Raw genomic sequence first — 18,011 nt, 5'->3', positions numbered from 1 at the left:
AAGCTTGCTCCCACACAACCTAATCTACTCGCACGTTATATCAGGCCGACTTGGCCAGGATCAGTCCATCCTCACTCGCCGCTTCCAGGCGGATCGCGACGAATTTCGACGTTGGGGTATGGCTGCCGTCGCCCGTGCTTTCCAGTGGCACCAGCGGGTTCACTTCAGGGTAGTAGGCCGCTGCCTGCCCGGCGGGTATGTCGAACGCCAGCAGGGTAAAGCCCTTGACCCGGCGTTCACGCCCGTCATCCCAGAGCGAGACGATGTCGGCTTTCTGTCCCGGCTTGAAGCCCAGGCGAATGATGTCCGCTTCGTTGGCAAACAACACGTCACGCTGGCCCTTCACACCGCGATAGCGGTCATCCAGGCCATAAATGGTGGTGTTGTACTGATCGTGGGAACGCATGGACTGCATGATCAGGTCGGGCAACTGGCCGGTGGCCCGAGTGCGTTCATGCACAAGGTCGGTCGGCAACCGGTTGGGCTTGAAGTTGGCGCGGCCCGACGGGGTGTTCCAGCGCCGCGAGCCGGCGCTGTTGCCCAGATAGAATCCGCCGGGGTTCTTCAGCTTTTCGTTGAAGTCCTTGAAGCCGGGTACGGTCTCGGCGATCAGATCGCGGATGCGACTGTAGTCGGCCACCAGCCAGTTCCAGTCCACCGGGCGGCTACCCAGCGTGGCGGCGGCAATGCCGGCGATGATCCACGGTTCAGAGCGCATCTGGTTCGACAGCGGCTGCAACTGGCCCCTGGAGGCATGCACCATGCTGAAGGAGTCTTCCACGGTCACCGCTTGCGCACCTTCGGTTTGCAGGTCGATGTCGGTGCGACCCAGGCACGGCAGGATCAGCGCCTCCTTGCCGTGAGCCAGATGGCTGCGGTTGAGCTTGGTGCTGATCTGCACCGTCAGGTCGCAATTGGCCAAGGCCTGGAACGTGCGATGGCTGTCCGGTGTGGCTTGGGCAAAGTTTCCGCCCAGGGCGATGAACACCTTCGCCTGGCCGTCGGCCATGGCGTGGATCGCCTCGACTACGTTGTGGCCGTTTTCACGCGGCACCTTGAATTGGAAGCGCCGCTCCAGCGAGTCGAGGAACGCCACTGGCGGACGCTCGTTGATGCCCATGGTCCGGTCGCCCTGAACGTTGCTGTGGCCGCGTACCGGACACAGGCCTGCGCCTGGCCGGCCGATGTTGCCGCGCAGCATCATCACGTTGGCGATTTCCTGGATGGTCGCCACCGAATGACGGTGCTGGGTAATACCCATCGCCCAGCACATGATCACGTTCTCGCTTTTGGCGTACATGCGCGCCGCTTGCTCGATGTCGACCAGGGTCATGCCCGATTGCTCGACGATCTGTTCCCACGGCGTATCGTCGACCGCAGCCAGGTAGTCCAGCACGTTGGTGCTGTGTTCGTTGAGGAACGCGTGGTCGAACACTGCCGCAGCGCCAGTGTTCTGCGCTTCGCGCTCCCACTGCAGCAGGAACTTCGCCATGCCGCGCAAGATCGCCATGTCGCCACCCAGGGCCGGGCGGAAATAGGCGGTGTTGGTCGGCTTATTGCCGTTGGTGAGCATTTCGATCGGGCTCTGCGGATGCTGGAAGCGCTCCAGGCCACGCTCCTTGAGCGGGTTGATGCAGACCACTTGGGCGCCGCGTTTCACCGCCTCGCGCAGCGGTTCGAGCATCCGCGGATGGTTGGTGCCGGGGTTCTGGCCCCAGACGAAAATCGCGTCGGCGTGCTCGAAATCGTCGAAGGTCACCGTGCCCTTGCCCACGCCCACGCTCTGGGACAGCGCTACGCCGCTGGCCTCGTGACACATGTTCGAGCAGTCGGGGAAGTTGTTGGTGCCATAGGCGCGCACGAACAGTTGATACAAGTAGGCCGCTTCGTTACTGGCTCGGCCCGAGGTGTAGAACTCGGCCTGGTTCGGGCTGGACAGCCCTTGCAGGTGCTTGCCGACCAGGGCGAACGCCGCTTCCCAGCTGATGGGCTTGTAGCGGTCGGTTTCGGCGTCGTAGCGCATTGGCTCGGTCAGGCGACCCTGGTACTCGAGCCAGTAGTCGCTCTGCTCCAGCAGCGAGCTCACGCTGTGCTTGGCGAAAAATGCACCATCGACGCGGCGCTTGGTGGCTTCCCAGTTCACGGCCTTGGCGCCGTTCTCGCAGAACTTGACCACGCCGCTTTCCGGCGAATCACCCCAGGCACAACCTGGGCAGTCAAAACCGCCATTCTGGTTGGTCTTGAGCATCATGCGGATATTCTTCAGCGCGTTGTCGCTGGTCAACCAGGCCTGAGCGACGCTGATCAGCGCTCCCCAGCCACCGGCCGGGCCCTTGTAGGGCTTGTAGCGCGGTACGGGTTTCTGGTCGGCTTGTTGATGATTGCTCACGCTTGTTTCTCCATCGCAGGGCTGTAGACCCGCGGCGCACTTTTTTGCGGCAGGTGGATGAGGTTGAGGTTGTGTTGGCGGGCCCACTGCACCGCAAGGCCCGTGGGTGACGACAGGCTGACCAGGGTCTGTATGCCGGCCCGCAGGACTTTCTGGATCAGTTCGAGGCTGCAACGGCTGGTGACGATCGCCACGCCGCCGGCCACCGGGATCTGCTGCCGGATCAATGCGCCGATCAGCTTGTCGAGGGCGTTGTGTCGGCCAATGTCTTCGCGACCCAGCAGCAATTCGCCCTGGGCGTTCATGAACAGCGCGGCGTGGACTGCGCCGCAGTACTGGCCCAAGGGCTGGAACTGGCTGATACGGTCACGCAGGCCATCGAGCCACTGGGCCGGTGGCAGCGGTGCACCGGGCAGCACCTTGAGGTTTGGCAATGCCTGTTCCACTGCTTCCACGCCGCACAAGCCGCAGCCACTGGTGCCCGTCAATTGCCGGCGTTGCTGCTTGAGGTTCCAGAAGGCACGGTTGGCGATGGTCACCTCGGCATGGTGCGCAGCACCCGTACCGCTCAGTTGCAGGTCATAGATGTCCGATGAGTCTTCAATGATGCCGCTGCCGAGGCTGAAGCCGACGATGAAGTCTTCAAGGTCGGTGGGGGTGACCAGCATGACCGCCTGGCTGATGCCGTTATAGGCAATCGCCAGCGCCACTTCCTCGGCCAGCGCGGTGCTGTCCGATTGGGAGTGGTCCAGGTTGCAGTAGCGATAGCTCTGGCTGGCGGCCGGCGCGGATGTTTCCATCGCAGGCGCTGGACTGACCGGAGGCTTGTCGTTCATAGGCATCACTGAAAGTAGGAATAGTGTTAAGACTAAATGCGGCAATCTGCCACGTCTAATCGCTATTACTGATCTTCCAATAGATGACGTCGATCAAGAAGTCGTCGCTGATTTCTGATAAAGGGCAAAACAGGCCTCCGCCAAGGCCGAGCGTGGGGCGCCGCGTCGCATGATCAGGCCCAGCGGGACTAACGTCTGCGCGCTTTCGATGGGCTGGATGCGCAAGTCTTCGGTCAGCACATTCAGGCCGCTGTCCAAGGGCATCACCGCGCAACACAGCCCGCCGTGCACAGCTTGTAACAATTGGTGCACCGCGTCGGTTTGCAACAGCGGTTGAGGCGTGAGGCCCCGGCTGTGGAAGTTGTGATCGATGGATTGGCGAAAATGCATGCCACTGGTGAGCATGCCCAGGGGCAGTTCGATCAGCGCTTCCCAGCTAAGCGGTTGTTCGCCGAAAAAGAAAAAGCGCTGGTCGTAGAGCAAGCCCATGCGGGTGTGGCTGAAGGGCAGGGCTTCGAAACGTTCGTTGTCCAGGCGTTCCAGATAGGAAATACCCAGGTCGATACGGTTGTTCGCCAACTGTTCAAGGATGCGTTCGGAGCTCAGGGACGACAATTCGAAACGCAGGCTTGGGTGCTCGGCGTGCAAGCGCTGCATCATTGCCATCGGGTCGAAGTCCGACAGCGGCACCACGCCCAGGCGCAGCGTACCCACCAGGTTGCCGCGACAGGCCGCCGCTTCGGCCTGCAGCCCGTCATAGGCCGCCAACACCGTGCGCGCCCAGGCCAGCACCCGTTCCCCCGGCGCGGTGAAACCTTCAAAGCGCTGGCCGCGGTTGACCAGCGGCAGGTCGAGCTCTTCTTCAAGGCTGCGCAGGCGCATCGACAGGGTCGGCTGGGTGATGTGGCAGCGTGCGGCGGCTTGGCCGAAGTGGCGGGTTTCGTCGAGCGCGATGAGAAATTTCAGCTGCTTGATGTCCATCTTCGCTCCAGGGCGCGGGAAGGTTCGGATTCTAGCGCTTGCGCGTGGCGGGGTCATTGGTCGGTTGGGAACCGGGTTCGTTTCGCCTGGTCTAGTCTTTGCGTCTGGACACTTAAATCAAGGAGCGTGTGCCATGAGTATCTTTAGCTTTGTGAAGGAAGCCGGTGAAAAGCTGATCGACCTGCTGACCCCCGGCAATGCCAATGCCAGCGAACAACTGAAAGAGCATATTGAAAAGGTCGGCCTGGGTAATCCGAATGTCCAGGCGACCATCGACGGCGACAAAGTCATCGTCACCGGTGAAGTAGCGAGCCAGGAAGAGAAGGAAAAGATCCTGTTGGCGGTGGGCAATATCGCAGGTGTCGGCAGTGTCGACGACCAGATTACGGTGACTGGTCCGGTGGCTAAAGAGGCCAAGTTTGTGACAGTCGAAAAAGGTGACACCTTGAGTGCCATTTCCAAGCGTGTTTATGGTGATGCGAATAAGTACCAGAAAATTTTCGAGGCCAACAAACCGATGCTGTCGCACCCGGACAAGATCTATCCGGGGCAGGTGTTGCGTATTCCCGAGTAACCTTCAGGCCTGACAGCCCGGATGTTGTCGATCGAGTGCATATCCATTGCTGCGGTAACGGCGGCTTATGGTTCCGCTCTTACAGCGGGTCACTTTTGAAGAGCGCAAAAGTAACCAAAACGCTCTTGCCCCACCACTCGGCACCTCGCCTAGGCTCGGTGTGCCCTCACTCCGGCATTGCTCCGTGGGCCCGCCGCGAAGGGCCATCCATGGCCCAGCGCGGCTACCTCGGCATCCATGCCGAGGTGCCCACTGCGCAATACCTGCGTTCGGCCATCGTGGTTAACGGGGCGCCGAGATCAACGTCCACCACGAGGCGGCCTAGTAGCCGACCTGGTTCTCCCGGTCGTACACCCCTCAGATCTGTTTGAGCAGGACCTGTGGGAGCAAAGCTTGCTAGCGAGGCGGCCTTAGAGCCGACCTGACTCTCCCGGCCGTACACCCGTCAGATCTTTTTGGGCAGGACCTGTGGGAGCAAAGCTTGCTCGCGAGGCGGCCTGACAGCCGGCCTATTTCTCCGGCCGTGCCCCGATCCAACTGTGGGAGCGAGCTTGCTCGCGATGAGTACGACACGGTTCAAAGCCCGGCAATCAAGTCCCGATAATCCCCCAACGCCTCAAACTCCCCCGTGTCCTTCGGCCCTTTGCGGCTATCCGGCTCGCTCACGGCCAGCAAGTGCGCCACGCCGAAGTCCCGGGCGCTGCGCAGCACCGGCAGGGTGTCGTCGATGAACAGGCTGCGGGCCGGGTCGAAATTCAAGTCGGCTTGCAGCGCATCCCAGAATTGCGGGTTTTCCTTGGGGAAGCCGTAGTCATGGGAACTGATCAAGCGGTCGAAGTAAGGGGCCAGTTCGATGCGTTCCAGCTTCAAGGACAATGAATCGCGATGGGCGTTGGTGATCATCACCACGCGTTTGCCGGCCCGCTGGATCGCCGCCAGGAAGGTATCGGCGTCCGGGCGCAAGGCGATCAGGTGCGCGGTTTCCAACTTCAGTTCGCGCACCGGCAGTTTCAGCTCGGTGCTCCAGAAATCCAGGCAATACCATTGCAACTGGCCAGCGTTGCGCTCGAACAGCGGTTGCAGCTCCATCTCGGCCATCGCCCGGCTCACGCCATGCAGTTCGGCGTAGCGCTGGGGCAGGTGTTCGAGCCAGAAATGGTTGTCGTAATGCAGGTCCAGCAGGGTGCCGTCCATGTCCAGCAGAACCGTATCGATCTCATGCCAGGGCAGCAAAGCCATAAAACTTCTCCAGCGGTAATCGGATATCCGACACAAACAATCAGAATAGGCCGGGTATAGTAGCCCGCTATCGCCCAGGGAGCCGTTTATGCGCCAGAAACCCACCATACTCGATCGCCAGATCGTCGCTACCAGCCGCCTGTTTTGCGTGGAAGAACTGAAATTGCGGTTTTCCAACGGTGTTGAGCGCACCTATGAACGTCTGGCGAGCAAGGGGGCGGGCTACGGCGCGGTGATGATCGTGGCGATGCTCGATGCCGACCACGCGGTGCTGGTGGAAGAGTATTGCGGTGGCACCGACGCCTACGAACTGTCCCTGCCCAAGGGCTTGATCGAGCCAGGCGAAGACGTGCTGGCGGCGGCCGAACGGGAGCTCAAGGAAGAGGCTGGTTTCGGTGCGCGCCAGTTGGAACACCTGACCGAGCTGTCGTTGTCCCCCGGCTACATGAGCCAGAAGATCCAGGTGGTGCTGGCGACCGATCTGTATGAAGAACGGCTGGAGGGTGACGAGCCCGAGCCGATGCGCGTGGACAAGGTCAACCTGCGTGAGCTGTCGGCCCTGGCACAGAACCCGCAGTTCACGGAGGGCCGGGCCTTGGCGGCGCTGTACCTGGCCCGTGACCTGCTAACCCAGCGTGGAGCATTCCTGTCATGACATTTCCTCATTCGCTGATGGCCCCGGTGGTCGAGCTGGCGCTCAAGGCCGGCGAGGCAATCCTGCCGTTCTGGCGCGCCAACGTGCAGGTCAACCACAAGGCTGACGAGTCGCCGGTGACTGCCGCAGACATGGCCGCTCATGATGTGATCGTGGCCGGGTTGACGGCACTGGCCCCGGATATTCCGATCCTCTCCGAAGAAGACGCCGATATTGCCCAAAGCGTGCGCGCCGGCTGGCATCGCTGGTGGTTGGTTGACCCGTTGGATGGCACCAAGGAATTCATTTCCGGCAGCGAGGAGTTCACCGTCAACATCGCGTTGGTGGAGCAGGGCCGTGTGGTGTTCGGGGTGGTGTCGATGCCCACCAATGGGCGCTTTTACGTCGGCGGCGCAGGGCTGGGTGCCTGGCGTGGCGACAAGGGCGGCGTGCCTTTGCCTATCGTGGTTCGTGACGTCCTGGCCCCGGGTGAAGCTTTTACCGTGGTCGCCAGCCGTCGGCACACCAGCCCGGAGCAGGAGCGCCTGCTGGATGGCCTGAGCGGGAGCCTGGGTGAGCTGCAACTGACCAGTATTGGCAGTTCGTTGAAGTTTTGCCTGGTGGCTGAAGGTGCGGCGGATTGTTATCCACGGCTGGCGCCGACCTCCCAATGGGACACCGCCGCCGCCCAGGGTGTATTGGAAGGTGCGGGTGGCGAGGTGTTGGACTTGAGCGGCGAACCGTTCTGCTATCCACCGCGTGAGTCGCTGCTGAATACGTCGTTCCTGGCGTTGCCGGCGAAAGCGGCTTGGCGTGAAAAATTGCTGGAGCTTGCTCGTTCCTGAACCCTATCTGATTCTTGTGACAAGAAAGCTTTTTGTGGCGAGGGAGCTTGCTCCCGCTCGGTTGCGTAGCAACCGCCAAAGGCAGGGGCTGCTGCGCAGCCCAGCGGGAGCAAGCTCCCTCGCCACAAGGGTCCCAGTGGGTCATGCGCTGTTTCAACGGTGCAACACGTACTGCCCCTCAAACTGCACCGCCACGTCCTCGCTGCCGGTATTCATCACCCGCGTCTGCAACGCCAGCCGGGCCCGTCCGTAACGCCGGTAGGTGGCCAGGAAGCGCTTCCAGATCTTTTCCTCGGGCGCTTCGCACACGACCGTCGCATCGCGGGTCACCGGCAGTGGATAGCTGATCTGTCCTTCCTGAATCACGATATGCCCGTCTTCGATGCCTTCCTCGCGCAGGGCCAGGTGCAACCAGCCCCAGCCACCGAGCACCGCGCCGCAATACAGGCTGCCACCGAACATGGTGCTCTTGTGATTGACGTTGGCCGCAAGGGGCAAAGACAGGCGCAGTTTCCGGGCCTGCCAATCGAGCACCTTGAGGCCCATGTCCCGGGTCAAGGGGATGTCGTGGTGCAGGATCGATTCCAGGTAACGACTGTCGCGGTTCATTGCGGGGCCCTTTGCTTGAACGGGAAATGACGATAACTCAATCGGACTCATCGGCCGAACCGTGGCTGCTGTCGCCGAAGTTCAGCCCATGTTTGCGTAATTTGTCGTGCAAGGTCTTGCGTGGAATGCCCAAGGCTTCGGCCAGGCTGCGCACCGAGCTGTGGGGGCGGGCCAGTTCGGCAGCGATCAGGGTTTTCTCGAAGTTTTCCACCTGCTCGCTCAAGCCGCCACTGACCACTTCCACCGGTGCGCCGGGGCTGCCGTCTGGCGCGGCGTTGTCCAGGGCCAGTTCCAGGCCCAGGGCAAAACGTTCGGCGGCGTTCTGCAACTCTCGCACATTGCCCGGCCAACTGTGGCGCAGCAGCAACGCCCGTTGCGCCGGTTGCAATTGATGGGGCGGCAGGCCGTGGCGAGCGCTGGCTTCGTCGGCGAAGTGCTGGAACAGCATCAGCGCATCCTCTCCCCGTTCGCGCAATGGCGGTATGCGTAGCGGGGCGACGTTCAGGCGGTAATACAGGTCGGCGCGAAAACGCCCCTGGTCGGCGGCCTGGCGCAGGTCTTCCTTGGTCGCGGCGATCACGCGGATATCCAGCGGGATCTGTTGATTGCCCCCCAGCCGCTCCACCATGCGCTCTTGCAGCAGACGCAGCAGCTTGACCTGGACATCCAGGCTCATGCTTTCGATTTCATCCAGAAACAGTGTGCCGCCATTGGCGAACTCGAACTTGCCGATGCGGCGTTTCTGCGCGCCGGTAAACGCGCCGGGTTCGTGGCCGAACAGCTCGCTTTCCACCACCGACTCGGCCAGGGCCCCGGCGTTGATCGCCACGAAGGGGCCGTTGCGTCGGCCCGAAAGGTCATGCAATGCACGGGCGACCACTTCCTTGCCGGCGCCGGTTTCACCGAGGATCAACACGTCGGCGCGGGTGGCGGCCAATGCACCGATCTGCTCGCGCAGGCGCAACATCGGTGTCGACTGGCCGACCAGGCGGGCGCTGAGTTCATGGCGATCGCTCAGGGCCAGGCGCAGGCTGCGGTTGTCCAGCACCAATCGGCGCAAGGCCAGGGCCCGGCGTACGCTGTCGAGCAGGTGATCACTGGCGAAAGGCTTTTCCAAAAAGTCATAGGCCCCGGCGCGCATCGCCTGCACCGCCAGCGGCACGTCGCCGTGGCCGGTGATCAGCAGCACCGGCAGCTCTGAGTCCTGGGCGTGGAGTTCGCTCAGCAATTCGAGGCCGTCCATGCCCGGCATGCGAATATCACTGACCACCACTCCCGGCCAGTCACGGGGCAGTTGCGCGGCCACGCCCTTGGCTTCGGCCAGGGGCAGGATTTTCAGGCCGGCCAGGTCGAGGGTCTGGCTCAAGGCCTGACGCAAATGGGGATCGTCGTCGATCAACACCACCTCAATCCGGTTGTCGATGGTCATACACTTCGGTCCTCGGACGGTTGCAGGCTCACCCCGGGGGCGCCAGCGCGCAGTTTCAGGGTAATCAGGGCGCCGCCTTCCTTGTGGTTGGCGAACGACAGTTCGCCGCCAAAGGCGCGCATCAGGGTGTCGCAGATCGCCAGCCCCAGGCCAAGGCCCTGGGTGCGCGTCTTGGTGGTGTAGAAGGGTTCGCCGGCGCGGCCCAGGGCTTCCATGCAAAACCCCGGGCCGTTATCGCGGATGTACAGGTTGACGCCGGTTTCGGTGGCCTGGGCACTGAGCCAGAGTTTGCGCGGCGGGCCTTTCTCGGTGAGGGCATCGAGGGCGTTGGCCAGCAGGTTGCCGAGCACCTGGCGCAAGCGGGTTTCGCCGGCCTCGACCCACAGCGTGGCGGCCGGCAAGTCGCGAATCAGTTCCACTTCCATGCTGCGTCGGCGTTTGGCGAGCAGGGCCAAGGCATCGTCCAGTGCCGGCTGCAGGGCGACGCTTTCCGGGGCATGGCGGTCGCGGCGGGCGAAGGCGCGCAGGTGGGCGATGATCGACGCCATGCGCCCGGTCAGTTCGCTGATCAGCTTGAGGTTGCCCCGGGCGTCGTCGGTGCGTTGGTGATCGAGCAAAATCTCGGCGTTTTCCGCGTAGCTGCGAATCGCGGCCAGCGGCTGGTTGAGTTCGTGGCTGATGCTCGCCGACATGGTGCCCAGGGCCGACAGCTTGCCGGCCTGCACCAGGTCATCCTGGGCGCGGACCAACTCCTGCTGGGCCTGTTCGCGCTCCAGCACTTCCTGCTTCAACCGTCGGTTCAGCCCTTCCAGGTCACTGGTACGCTCGGCCACCCGGCCCTCCAGCTCTTGGCGGGCCTTGGCTTCGAAGGCGATCCGATCCAGGTAATGGCGCCTGCGTTGCATCATCAACCCGAGCAACAGCATCAAGACCAGCAACGCCGCGCCACCGATGGCGACGACGGTGCGCACCGGACGATCAATCAGCGTGCGCGGGGCGAGAATGCTCACGCTCCAGCCAGTTTCCTCGATGGACTGGGTCTGGGTCAGCCAGGCGTTGGCGTCCAGGTTCAGCGGCTTGGGATCACGGGTCGGATACGGTTGTACCGCGCTGATGGCCTTGCGCTCATCGTCATTCAAGGGCCGTGTCGCGCGAAATCGCCATTCCTGTCGCGACGTAAGGATGACCACGCCGTTGTGGTCGGTCACCAGCAATTGTTCGGGGGTCTTGCCCCACAGGCTTTCGGTGTGGTCGAGGTCGACCTTGACCACCAGCACGCCGATGACTTTTTCGCGGTCGTGCACGGCGGCGGCAAAGAAGTAACCGCGCTTGGCCGACGTCGTACCCAAGCCGAAGAAGCGGCCCAGGCGTCCGGCCATGGCTTCGATGAAGTACGGTCGGAAGGCGAAATTGCGTCCGACGAAACTGTCGTGTTTGTCCCAGTTCGAAGCGGCCAGGGTCTTGCCGGAAGGGTCCATCAGGTACATGACTTCGGCGCCGGTCTGGGCGCTGATGTTTTTCAGCAGCCGGTTGGCGTTGCCTTGGGTCACGCCATCGTCCGGGGCCGACAAGGCGGCGCGCAAGGCCGGTAGCTCGCCGAGAATCTGTGGCAGCACCTCATAGCGATGCAGCGTGCCCAACAGGTTGGCGACGTAGAGGTCCAGGGTCTGGCGGTTCTGCCCGGCCAGTTCGCTGCGGTAATAACGTTCTGCCAGGTGCTCCAATGGCCACAGTAACGGCGCCAGGCACAGCGCGAGCAAGGCCAGGCTGCGCCAACGGGGTCTGCGGGGAAGGGTGGAATTCATGAGCCTCGGGCGCCTGTGGTGACAGGCGTATTATGCCTAGTTGCCTCGCAAATACTATTTGTAAGGCCTTACCAGGCTTGTCCGGCAAGGCACTGCTGCAGTGCGCTTCTCCAGTCCGGTTGGCTCACCCTCCATTCCTTGCGCAGGCGGGTGCAATCCAGGCGCGAGTTCAGCGGCCGAGGGGCCAGCGTCGGGTAAGCGCTAGACGCAATGGGCTCCAGCTGCGCACACGGTTTGTGTCGCTCGAGCAGGTTTTCGCCGATGGCCTGGGCGAAACCGAACCAGGACGTCTCACCTTGGGCCGTCAGGTGATAGGTACCCCAGGCGCCGGGGTGGCCGGCCTGCCAGCGTTCGATCAGTTGCGCCGTACTGTCGGCAATGGTACCGGCCCAGGTCGGTGCACCGATCTGATCGGCCACCACCCGCAGCTGCGGTTTTTCCTGCAACAGGCGCTGCATGGTCAACAGGAAGTTGCGGCCCTCGGTGGAGTACACCCAACTGGTGCGCAGGATCAGGTGCTGAACACCAGCCTGGCGGATGGCATTCTCGCCGGCCAGTTTGCTGCGTCCGTAGACGCTCAGCGGGTTGGGCGTGTCCTCCTCGATGTAGGGAACGGGCTTGAGGCCATCGAAGACGTAGTCGGTGGAGTAGTGAATCAGCGGGACGCCCAGTGCAACCGCTGCCTGGGCCAGGATGCCAGGTGCCGTGGCATTGATGGCGAACGCCTGCTCCGGTTCACTTTCGGCCTGGTCGACGGCCGTGTGGGCGGCAGCGTTGATGATCAGGCCAGGCCTCAGCGCCTCGATGGGCGCGCGCAGGGCGTCCGGTTGCGCCAGATCGAGCTGGTCGCTGCCGCGCACGATCAACTCGCCCAGGCCGCTCAGGCGCGATTGGAGCGCCCGGGAAACCTGGCCATTCCGGCCGATGATCAGGATACGCAAGGGGGCACTCATGGGAACAGGTCGGCCTCGTGCAGGGCCTTGCCGTTCTGGTCCTTGGCCGAAAGGATCGGCGTGCCGTCGAGCTCCCAATCGATGGCCAGCTGCGGGTCGTCCCAGCGAATGCAGCGTTCGGCCGATGGCGCGTAGTAGTCGGTGGTCTTGTAGAGGAAGTCTGCTGATTCGCTCAGTACGACGAAGCCGTGGGCAAACCCTGGCGGCACCCACAGTTGCCGATGGTTCTGCGCCGACAGGCGTACGCTGGCCCACTGGCCGAAGGTCGGCGAGCTGCGACGAATGTCCACCGCGACATCCAGCACTTCCCCCGCCGTGACGCGCACGAGTTTTCCCTGGGCCTGTTCGATCTGATAGTGCAGGCCCCGCAACACGCCCCTGGTGGAGCGTGAATGATTGTCCTGGACGAACTGCAGGGGGCTGCCGGTTGCTTCGGCAAACGCCCGGGCATTGAAGCTTTCGTAGAAAAAACCCCGGTCGTCGCCGAAGACTTTCGGTTCGATGACCAGGACGTCCGGCAAGCGGGTGGCGATGACGTTCAACGTGTCTCTCCGGCGATCTTGAACAGGTACTGGCCGTAGCCGGTCTTGCCAAAATACTGGGCGCGTTCAAGGACGTGCTCGCGGCTGACCCAGCCTTGCTGGTAGGCAATTTCTTCCAGACACGCGACTTTCAGGCCCTGGCGATGTTCGATTGTCTGCACGTATTGCGAGGCTTCCAGCAGGCTATCGTGGGTGCCGGTGTCCAGCCAGGCGAAACCACGGCCGAAGCGCTCGACGTGCAGGTCGCCGCGTTGCAGGTAAGCATTGTTGACGTCGGTGATTTCCAGTTCGCCGCGCTTGGACGGTTTGATGGCCTTGGCGATCTCGATCACGTCGTTATCGTAGAAATACAGGCCGGTCACCGCGTAGCTGGATTTGGGCGCGGTGGGCTTTTCTTCGATGGACATCGCCCGTCCTTCTGCATCGAAATCGATCACGCCAAAACGTTCAGGGTCCTTGACCCAGTAGCCGAACACTGTCGCGCCACTCTGCCGGTTGACGGCGGTCTGCAATTGTTCGCCGAAATGCTGGCCGTGGAAAATGTTGTCGCCCAGGATCAGGCAAACCGAGTCGCTGCCAATGAACTGCTCGCCGATCAGGAACGCCTGGGCCAGGCCATCGGGCGTCGGCTGCTCGGCGTAGCTGAACTGCACGCCAAACTGCTGGCCGTCGCCCAACAGGTTGCGGTATTGCGGCAGATCCTGGGGGGTGGAAATCACCAGGATGTCTTTGATGCCGGCGAGCATCAGCACCGAGATCGGGTAATAAATCATCGGTTTGTCATAGATGGGTAATAACTGTTTGGAAACCCCGAGGGTAATCGGGTGCAGGCGGGTGCCGGAGCCGCCGGCCAGAACAATGCCCTTCATCATGCAATTGCATCCTTGTTGTCGAGCGAGCCCAGGCGCTCGCCCTGGTAGCTGCCGTCCTGGACGCGTTGGCACCACAGCAGGTTTTCGAGGTACCACTGCACGGTCTTGCGCAGCCCGGTCTCGAAGGTTTCCCGGGGTGTCCAGCCCAGTTCCCGCTCGATCTTGCCGGCATCGATGGCGTAGCGCAGATCGTGGCCGGGGCGATCCTGGACGAAGCTGATCAGGTCGGCATAGTGCTCGACCCCTTCGGGTTTGCGTGGCGCCAGTTCTTCGAGCAACGCGCAGATGCTGCGCACCACGTCGATGTTTTTCTGCTCGTTGTGGCCACCAATGTTGTAAGTCTCGCCGACCGCGCCTTCTGTGACGACCTTGAGCAGCGCACGGGCATGGTCTTCGACGAACAGCCAGTCGCGCACTTGCTGGCCGTTGCCGTAGACCGGTAATGGCTTGCCGGCCAGCGCATTGAGAATCACCAGTGGAATCAGCTTCTCGGGGAAGTGAAACGGCCCGTAGTTGTTCGAGCAGTTGGTCAACAGCACGGGCAAGCCATAGGTGCGTTGCCAGGCACGGACCAAGTGGTCGGACGCCGCCTTGCTCGCCGAATACGGTGAGCTTGGGGCATAGGCGGTGGTCTCGGTGAACAGGTCATCCACACCGTGCAAGTCGCCATACACTTCGTCAGTGGAAATATGATGGAAGCGAAATGAGCGCTTCTGCGGCTCGGGCAGGGTCTGCCAATAAGCTCGAGTGGCTTCCAGCAGGCTGTAGGTGCCCACGATATTGGTCTGGATGAAGTCCGCCGGGCCATCAATGGAACGATCTACGTGGGACTCGGCCGCCAGATGCATGATGGCGTCAGGCTTGAATCGCGCCAGCACCGCACTGACGGTCGGTTGATCGATGATGTCGGCCTGGACGAATTCGTACCGGCTGTCGTGATCGATGCTACTCAGCGATTCAAGATTGCCGGCGTACGTCAGCTTATCGAGGTTCAGGACCTGGTGTCCGGTATCAAGAATCAAGTGCCGTATGAGCGCCGAGCCGATGAAGCCGGCACCGCCAGTGATGAGAATGCGCATCCGGGTAAGCCTTTTTTCGTAAGACGACAGAGCTTTGGGAGCATAGCTTGTCGGCATGGCGGGGGCGGTGCAAGCGAATATCCCATGGACACGTCCTCCCCATATAGCCGTTCAGGAGAGCTGTGCATATTTTTGAACAGGAGGGGTTGCTTATCCCTCGACTCAGTGGCGTGATAGGCATCCGAACAAAACCACCTCAGGGGTCGTTGTATGCCACTCGCTACGTTGGTTCACCGTGCCAGTTTGCCAAGCCCACAGATCAGCGCCGAGCAAGCGCTGGTGCTGTTGCGCTTGAATTACGGACTCAGCGGCGACCTGCGACCCCTTGGCAGCAACCAGGACCTCAATTACCGAGTCGACAGCGAGCTCGGGCGTTTTGTGTTGAAAATTTGCCACGGCGACTACGCTGTCCAGGAATTCCAGGCCCAACACGCTGCCCTCAAGCAGTTGGCCGGGCACGGCGCGGTGAAGGTGCCGCGGGTGATTACCGCCAGCAACGGCCAGGACCTGCTGACATTGGATGTCGACGGGCAAGCGGTTCATATGCGACTGCTGGAGTACATTGACGGGCAGTCCCTCACGCAGCTCAAACACCTGACGCCCGAGCTGGTGACCGGCCTGGGCCGCCTGTGCGCGGAAATGGACCTGGCCCTGGCGACATTCGACCACCCAGGCCTGGAGCGCACCCTGCAATGGGACGCGCGCCACGCCCCCGCCCTGATCGATCACCTGTTGCCTGTCATCGACGACGATCAGCGGCGCCAACTGATCGCCGAGGTCGCGCAACAGGCCGAGCGGCGCTTGCAGCCGCTCAAGGCCAGCCTGCCGGTGCAGGCGATCCACATGGACATCACCGATGACAATGTGGTCTGGCAGCGCGATGCCCACCGCCAGTGGCAATTGCAGGGCGTCATCGATTTCGGCGACCTGATCCGCACTTGGCGCATCACCGACTTGTCGGTGACCTGCGCCGCCCTGCTGCACCACGCCGACGGCGATCCGTTCTTTATCTTGCCGGCGATCAAGGCCTACCACGCGGTCAATCCCTTGCAACGTGAAGAGCTGCTGGCGCTATGGCCACTGGTCGTGGCACGCGCCGCGGTACTGGTGCTCAGCGGTGAGCAGCAGGTTTCCATCGACCCGGACAACCAATACAGCCGCGACAACCTGGCCCATGAGTGGGAGATTTTCCGGGTCGCCCATTCGGTGCCCCTCGAACTGATGGAAGCGGCGATTCTCACCGCCGTCGGCCACAGCCTGCCGGCCATTGCCAGCGAAGGCTTTGCGCCGCTGTTGCCGACCCTGGTGGGGCGTGAGTTCGCGCTGATTGACCTGGGTGTACTGAGCCCGCATTTCGAGGCCGGCAATTGGGAGCAACCGGGGATCGACCAGCGCCTGCTGAGTGAAGCCGCTGGCGTTCACGGCCTGGCCGCCAGCCGCTACGGGCAGTACCGGTTATCCCGCACCCGGCCGGACAGCGCCGTCGAGCCCGATACTTATCCAGTGCACGTGGAGTTGAGCGTTCCTCGGGGGACGCCGCTCGAATCCCCGTTCGCTGGGGTCGTGCACAAGACGGCCGACGGCCTGTTGCAGCTGGACAGCGCGCAGTTGAGCGTGCGGCTGTGGGGCGTGACGTCGCCGCTGCATTCCGGCGCGGCACTGGTCAAGGGGCAGGTGCTGGGCGAAGTGACGGGACCGTTGCGGGTCCAGTTGTGCCGGGGCGCCCAGGTGGATCCACCGCTGTTCTGCACACCTTCCAGGGCATTGGCCTGGCAGGCGCTTTGCCCTTCGCCGGCGGTGCTGCTGGGGCTGGCTTGTGATGCCGAGCCGGAGATCGATCCCGAGGCGCTGCTGGCCCGGCGCGATGCGAGCTTTGCCCGTTCGCAGAAGCACTATTACGTCGATCCGCCGCGTATCGAGCGCGGCTGGCGCAATCACCTTATCGACATGCAGGGCCGCTCCTACTTGGACATGCTCAACAATGTCGCGGTGCTGGGCCACGGCCATCCACGCATGGCGGCAGTGGCTGCCCGGCAATGGTCGCTGCTCAATACCAACTCGCGTTTTCACTATGCGGCGATTGCCGAATTTTCCGAGCGCCTGCTGGCGCTGTCGCCCTCCAACATGGATCGGGTGTTCCTGGTCAATAGCGGCACCGAGGCCAACGACCTGGCGATCCGCCTGGCCTGGGCCTACAGCGGCGGACGGGACATGCTCAGCGTATTGGAGGCCTACCACGGCTGGTCGGTGGCGGCCGATGCGGTCTCGACCTCCATCGCTGACAATCCCCAGGCCCTGAGCAGCCGCCCGGACTGGGTGCACCCGGTGACCGCGCCGAACACCTATCGCGGCGAATTCCGTGGCCCCGACACTGCGCCGGACTACGTGCGCAGCGTCGAACACAACCTGGCGAAAATCGCCGCGAGCAAACGCCAGCTCGCCGGTTTCATCTGCGAACCGGTGTACGGCAACGCCGGTGGGATCGCGCTGCCGCCCGGTTACCTCAAACAGGTCTACGCGATGGTGCGCGAGCGCGGTGGGGTCTGCATCGCCGACGAAGTACAGGTCGGTTACGGGCGCATGGGCGAGTTTTTCTGGGGTTTCGAAGAGCAAGGCGTAGTGCCGGACATCATCACCATGGCCAAGGGCATGGGCAACGGCCAGCCGCTGGGCGCGGTCATCACCCGCCGGGAAATCGCCGAGGCGCTGGAAGCCGAGGGGTATTTCTTCTCATCGGCCGGTGGCAGCCCGGTCAGCTGCCAGATCGGCATGGCGGTGCTGGATGTCATGGAAGAAGACAATCTCTGGGAAAACGCCCGGGTAGTGGGCGGGCATTTCAAGGCTCGGCTGGAGGCCTTGATCGACCGCTATCCATTGGTCGGCGCGGTACATGGCTCCGGGTTCTACCTGGGCGTGGAACTGATCCGCGACCGCGACACCCTGGAGCCGGCCACTGAAGAAACCACTGCGTTGTGCAACCGCCTGCGAGCGTTGGGGATCTTCATGCAACCGACCGGCGATTACCTGAACATCCTCAAGATCAAACCGCCGATGGTCACCACGCGCCAGAGCGTGGATTTCTTCGTCGATATGCTGGTGAAGGTCTTGGACGAGGGGCTGTAACTAATCTGGAACGCCAAGCTGTTCCCCTATGAGAGCGAGCTTGCTCGCGATGACGGTGTCCAAGCCAATATTGATTTGGCTGACTCACCGCTATCGCGAGC

The 18,011-nt window shown here is 62.6% G+C and carries 15 protein-coding genes; 4 read left to right on the top strand and 11 right to left on the bottom strand.

Annotated features, from left to right (window positions below):
• Positions 1-40: 40 nt before the first annotated feature.
• The 3 genes from Q7F16_RS20645 to Q7F16_RS20635 form a co-directional block, all read right to left on the bottom strand.
• Complete coding sequence (locus Q7F16_RS20645) at positions 41-2,389, bottom strand: FdhF/YdeP family oxidoreductase (protein WP_409556871.1); 2,349 nt, start codon at positions 2,387-2,389, stop codon at positions 41-43.
• Positions 2,386-3,225 (bottom strand): formate dehydrogenase accessory sulfurtransferase FdhD, encoded by an 840-nt coding sequence (gene fdhD, locus Q7F16_RS20640; RefSeq protein WP_079301464.1) that lies wholly within the window; start codon positions 3,223-3,225, stop codon positions 2,386-2,388. Before fdhD ends, Q7F16_RS20645 begins: the two co-directional genes overlap by 4 nt.
• Before the next feature lie 93 nt (positions 3,226-3,318).
• On the bottom strand, positions 3,319-4,206 hold the full coding sequence (locus tag Q7F16_RS20635; RefSeq protein WP_014336050.1) for a LysR family transcriptional regulator: 888 nt from the start codon (positions 4,204-4,206) through the stop codon (positions 3,319-3,321).
• A gap of 133 nt (positions 4,207-4,339) precedes the next feature.
• Here Q7F16_RS20635 and lysM point away from each other — a divergent pair, with 133 nt between their 5' ends.
• Positions 4,340-4,780 carry a peptidoglycan-binding protein LysM gene (gene lysM / locus Q7F16_RS20630; protein WP_046064053.1) on the top strand — a complete coding sequence of 147 codons (441 nt, stop codon included), beginning with the start codon at positions 4,340-4,342 and terminating at the stop codon, positions 4,778-4,780.
• 576 nt (positions 4,781-5,356) lie between these two features.
• Here the strand turns inward: lysM and yrfG are convergent.
• A complete protein-coding gene (yrfG, locus tag Q7F16_RS20625) occupies positions 5,357-6,019 on the bottom strand; it encodes a GMP/IMP nucleotidase (protein ID WP_046064054.1) in 663 nt (220 codons plus the stop codon).
• Between the two features lie 88 nt (positions 6,020-6,107).
• Between yrfG and nudE the strand changes: the two genes are divergently transcribed.
• Entirely contained in the window at positions 6,108-6,674 is a 567-nt protein-coding gene (gene nudE / locus Q7F16_RS20620) for an ADP compounds hydrolase NudE (protein ID WP_003196729.1), read from the top strand.
• Positions 6,671-7,498, top strand: coding sequence for a 3'(2'),5'-bisphosphate nucleotidase CysQ (cysQ, locus tag Q7F16_RS20615; RefSeq protein WP_409556872.1), 828 nt, complete (start codon positions 6,671-6,673; stop codon positions 7,496-7,498). The genes nudE and cysQ overlap by 4 nt, the downstream gene beginning before the upstream one ends.
• 153 nt (positions 7,499-7,651) lie before the next feature.
• Here cysQ and Q7F16_RS20610 read toward each other — a convergent pair whose 3' ends face one another.
• The 7 genes from Q7F16_RS20610 to rfbB form a co-directional block, all read right to left on the bottom strand.
• Positions 7,652-8,107: a YiiD C-terminal domain-containing protein gene (locus Q7F16_RS20610; protein WP_046064056.1), complete on the bottom strand. Its 456-nt coding sequence runs from the start codon at positions 8,105-8,107 to the stop codon at positions 7,652-7,654.
• Positions 8,108-8,144: 37 nt separating this feature from the next.
• Positions 8,145-9,536, bottom strand: coding sequence for a sigma-54-dependent transcriptional regulator (locus tag Q7F16_RS20605; protein WP_014336055.1), 1,392 nt, complete (start codon positions 9,534-9,536; stop codon positions 8,145-8,147).
• Positions 9,533-11,341, bottom strand: a complete 1,809-nt coding sequence (locus Q7F16_RS20600; protein ID WP_014336056.1) for a sensor histidine kinase — start codon at positions 11,339-11,341, stop codon at positions 9,533-9,535. Before Q7F16_RS20600 ends, Q7F16_RS20605 begins: the two co-directional genes overlap by 4 nt.
• 68 nt (positions 11,342-11,409) lie before the next feature.
• Positions 11,410-12,294, bottom strand: a complete 885-nt coding sequence (gene rfbD, locus Q7F16_RS20595) for a dTDP-4-dehydrorhamnose reductase (protein WP_409556873.1) — start codon at positions 12,292-12,294, stop codon at positions 11,410-11,412.
• Positions 12,291-12,836 carry a dTDP-4-dehydrorhamnose 3,5-epimerase gene (rfbC, locus tag Q7F16_RS20590; protein ID WP_014336058.1) on the bottom strand — a complete coding sequence of 182 codons (546 nt, stop codon included), beginning with the start codon at positions 12,834-12,836 and terminating at the stop codon, positions 12,291-12,293. The genes rfbD and rfbC overlap by 4 nt, the downstream gene beginning before the upstream one ends.
• A complete protein-coding gene (rfbA, locus tag Q7F16_RS20585; protein WP_046064058.1) occupies positions 12,833-13,708 on the bottom strand; it encodes a glucose-1-phosphate thymidylyltransferase RfbA in 876 nt (291 codons plus the stop codon). Before rfbA ends, rfbC begins: the two co-directional genes overlap by 4 nt.
• Positions 13,705-14,787 (bottom strand): dTDP-glucose 4,6-dehydratase, encoded by a 1,083-nt coding sequence (gene rfbB / locus Q7F16_RS20580; protein WP_046064059.1) that lies wholly within the window; start codon positions 14,785-14,787, stop codon positions 13,705-13,707. Before rfbB ends, rfbA begins: the two co-directional genes overlap by 4 nt.
• 210 nt (positions 14,788-14,997) lie before the next feature.
• Here rfbB and Q7F16_RS20575 point away from each other — a divergent pair, with 210 nt between their 5' ends.
• Positions 14,998-17,910 carry an aminotransferase gene (locus tag Q7F16_RS20575; protein ID WP_409556874.1) on the top strand — a complete coding sequence of 971 codons (2,913 nt, stop codon included), beginning with the start codon at positions 14,998-15,000 and terminating at the stop codon, positions 17,908-17,910.
• The last annotated feature ends 101 nt before the right edge of the window (positions 17,911-18,011 follow it).

This window comes from Pseudomonas sp. Lb2C2 (genome assembly GCF_052112205.1).
GTDB classification, from domain to species: domain Bacteria; phylum Pseudomonadota; class Gammaproteobacteria; order Pseudomonadales; family Pseudomonadaceae; genus Aquipseudomonas; species Aquipseudomonas kilonensis.
This window is presented reverse-complemented; position numbering and strand designations above follow the sequence as displayed.

Coding starts and splice junctions, on each gene's coding strand:
- rfbA (WP_046064058.1), bottom strand. CDS start 13,708: ATGATGAAGGGCATTGTTCTGGCCGGCGGCTCCGGCACCCGCCTGCAC.
- Q7F16_RS20635 (WP_014336050.1), bottom strand. CDS start 4,206: ATGGACATCAAGCAGCTGAAATTTCTCATCGCGCTCGACGAAACCCGC.
- Q7F16_RS20605 (WP_014336055.1), bottom strand. CDS start 9,536: ATGACCATCGACAACCGGATTGAGGTGGTGTTGATCGACGACGATCCC.
- Q7F16_RS20600 (WP_014336056.1), bottom strand. CDS start 11,341: ATGAATTCCACCCTTCCCCGCAGACCCCGTTGGCGCAGCCTGGCCTTG.
- lysM (WP_046064053.1), top strand. CDS start 4,340: ATGAGTATCTTTAGCTTTGTGAAGGAAGCCGGTGAAAAGCTGATCGAC.
- yrfG (WP_046064054.1), bottom strand. CDS start 6,019: ATGGCTTTGCTGCCCTGGCATGAGATCGATACGGTTCTGCTGGACATG.
- Q7F16_RS20610 (WP_046064056.1), bottom strand. CDS start 8,107: ATGAACCGCGACAGTCGTTACCTGGAATCGATCCTGCACCACGACATC.
- Q7F16_RS20575 (WP_409556874.1), top strand. CDS start 14,998: ATGCCACTCGCTACGTTGGTTCACCGTGCCAGTTTGCCAAGCCCACAG.
- rfbB (WP_046064059.1), bottom strand. CDS start 14,787: ATGCGCATTCTCATCACTGGCGGTGCCGGCTTCATCGGCTCGGCGCTC.
- cysQ (WP_409556872.1), top strand. CDS start 6,671: ATGACATTTCCTCATTCGCTGATGGCCCCGGTGGTCGAGCTGGCGCTC.
- nudE (WP_003196729.1), top strand. CDS start 6,108: ATGCGCCAGAAACCCACCATACTCGATCGCCAGATCGTCGCTACCAGC.
- rfbD (WP_409556873.1), bottom strand. CDS start 12,294: ATGAGTGCCCCCTTGCGTATCCTGATCATCGGCCGGAATGGCCAGGTT.
- fdhD (WP_079301464.1), bottom strand. CDS start 3,225: ATGAACGACAAGCCTCCGGTCAGTCCAGCGCCTGCGATGGAAACATCC.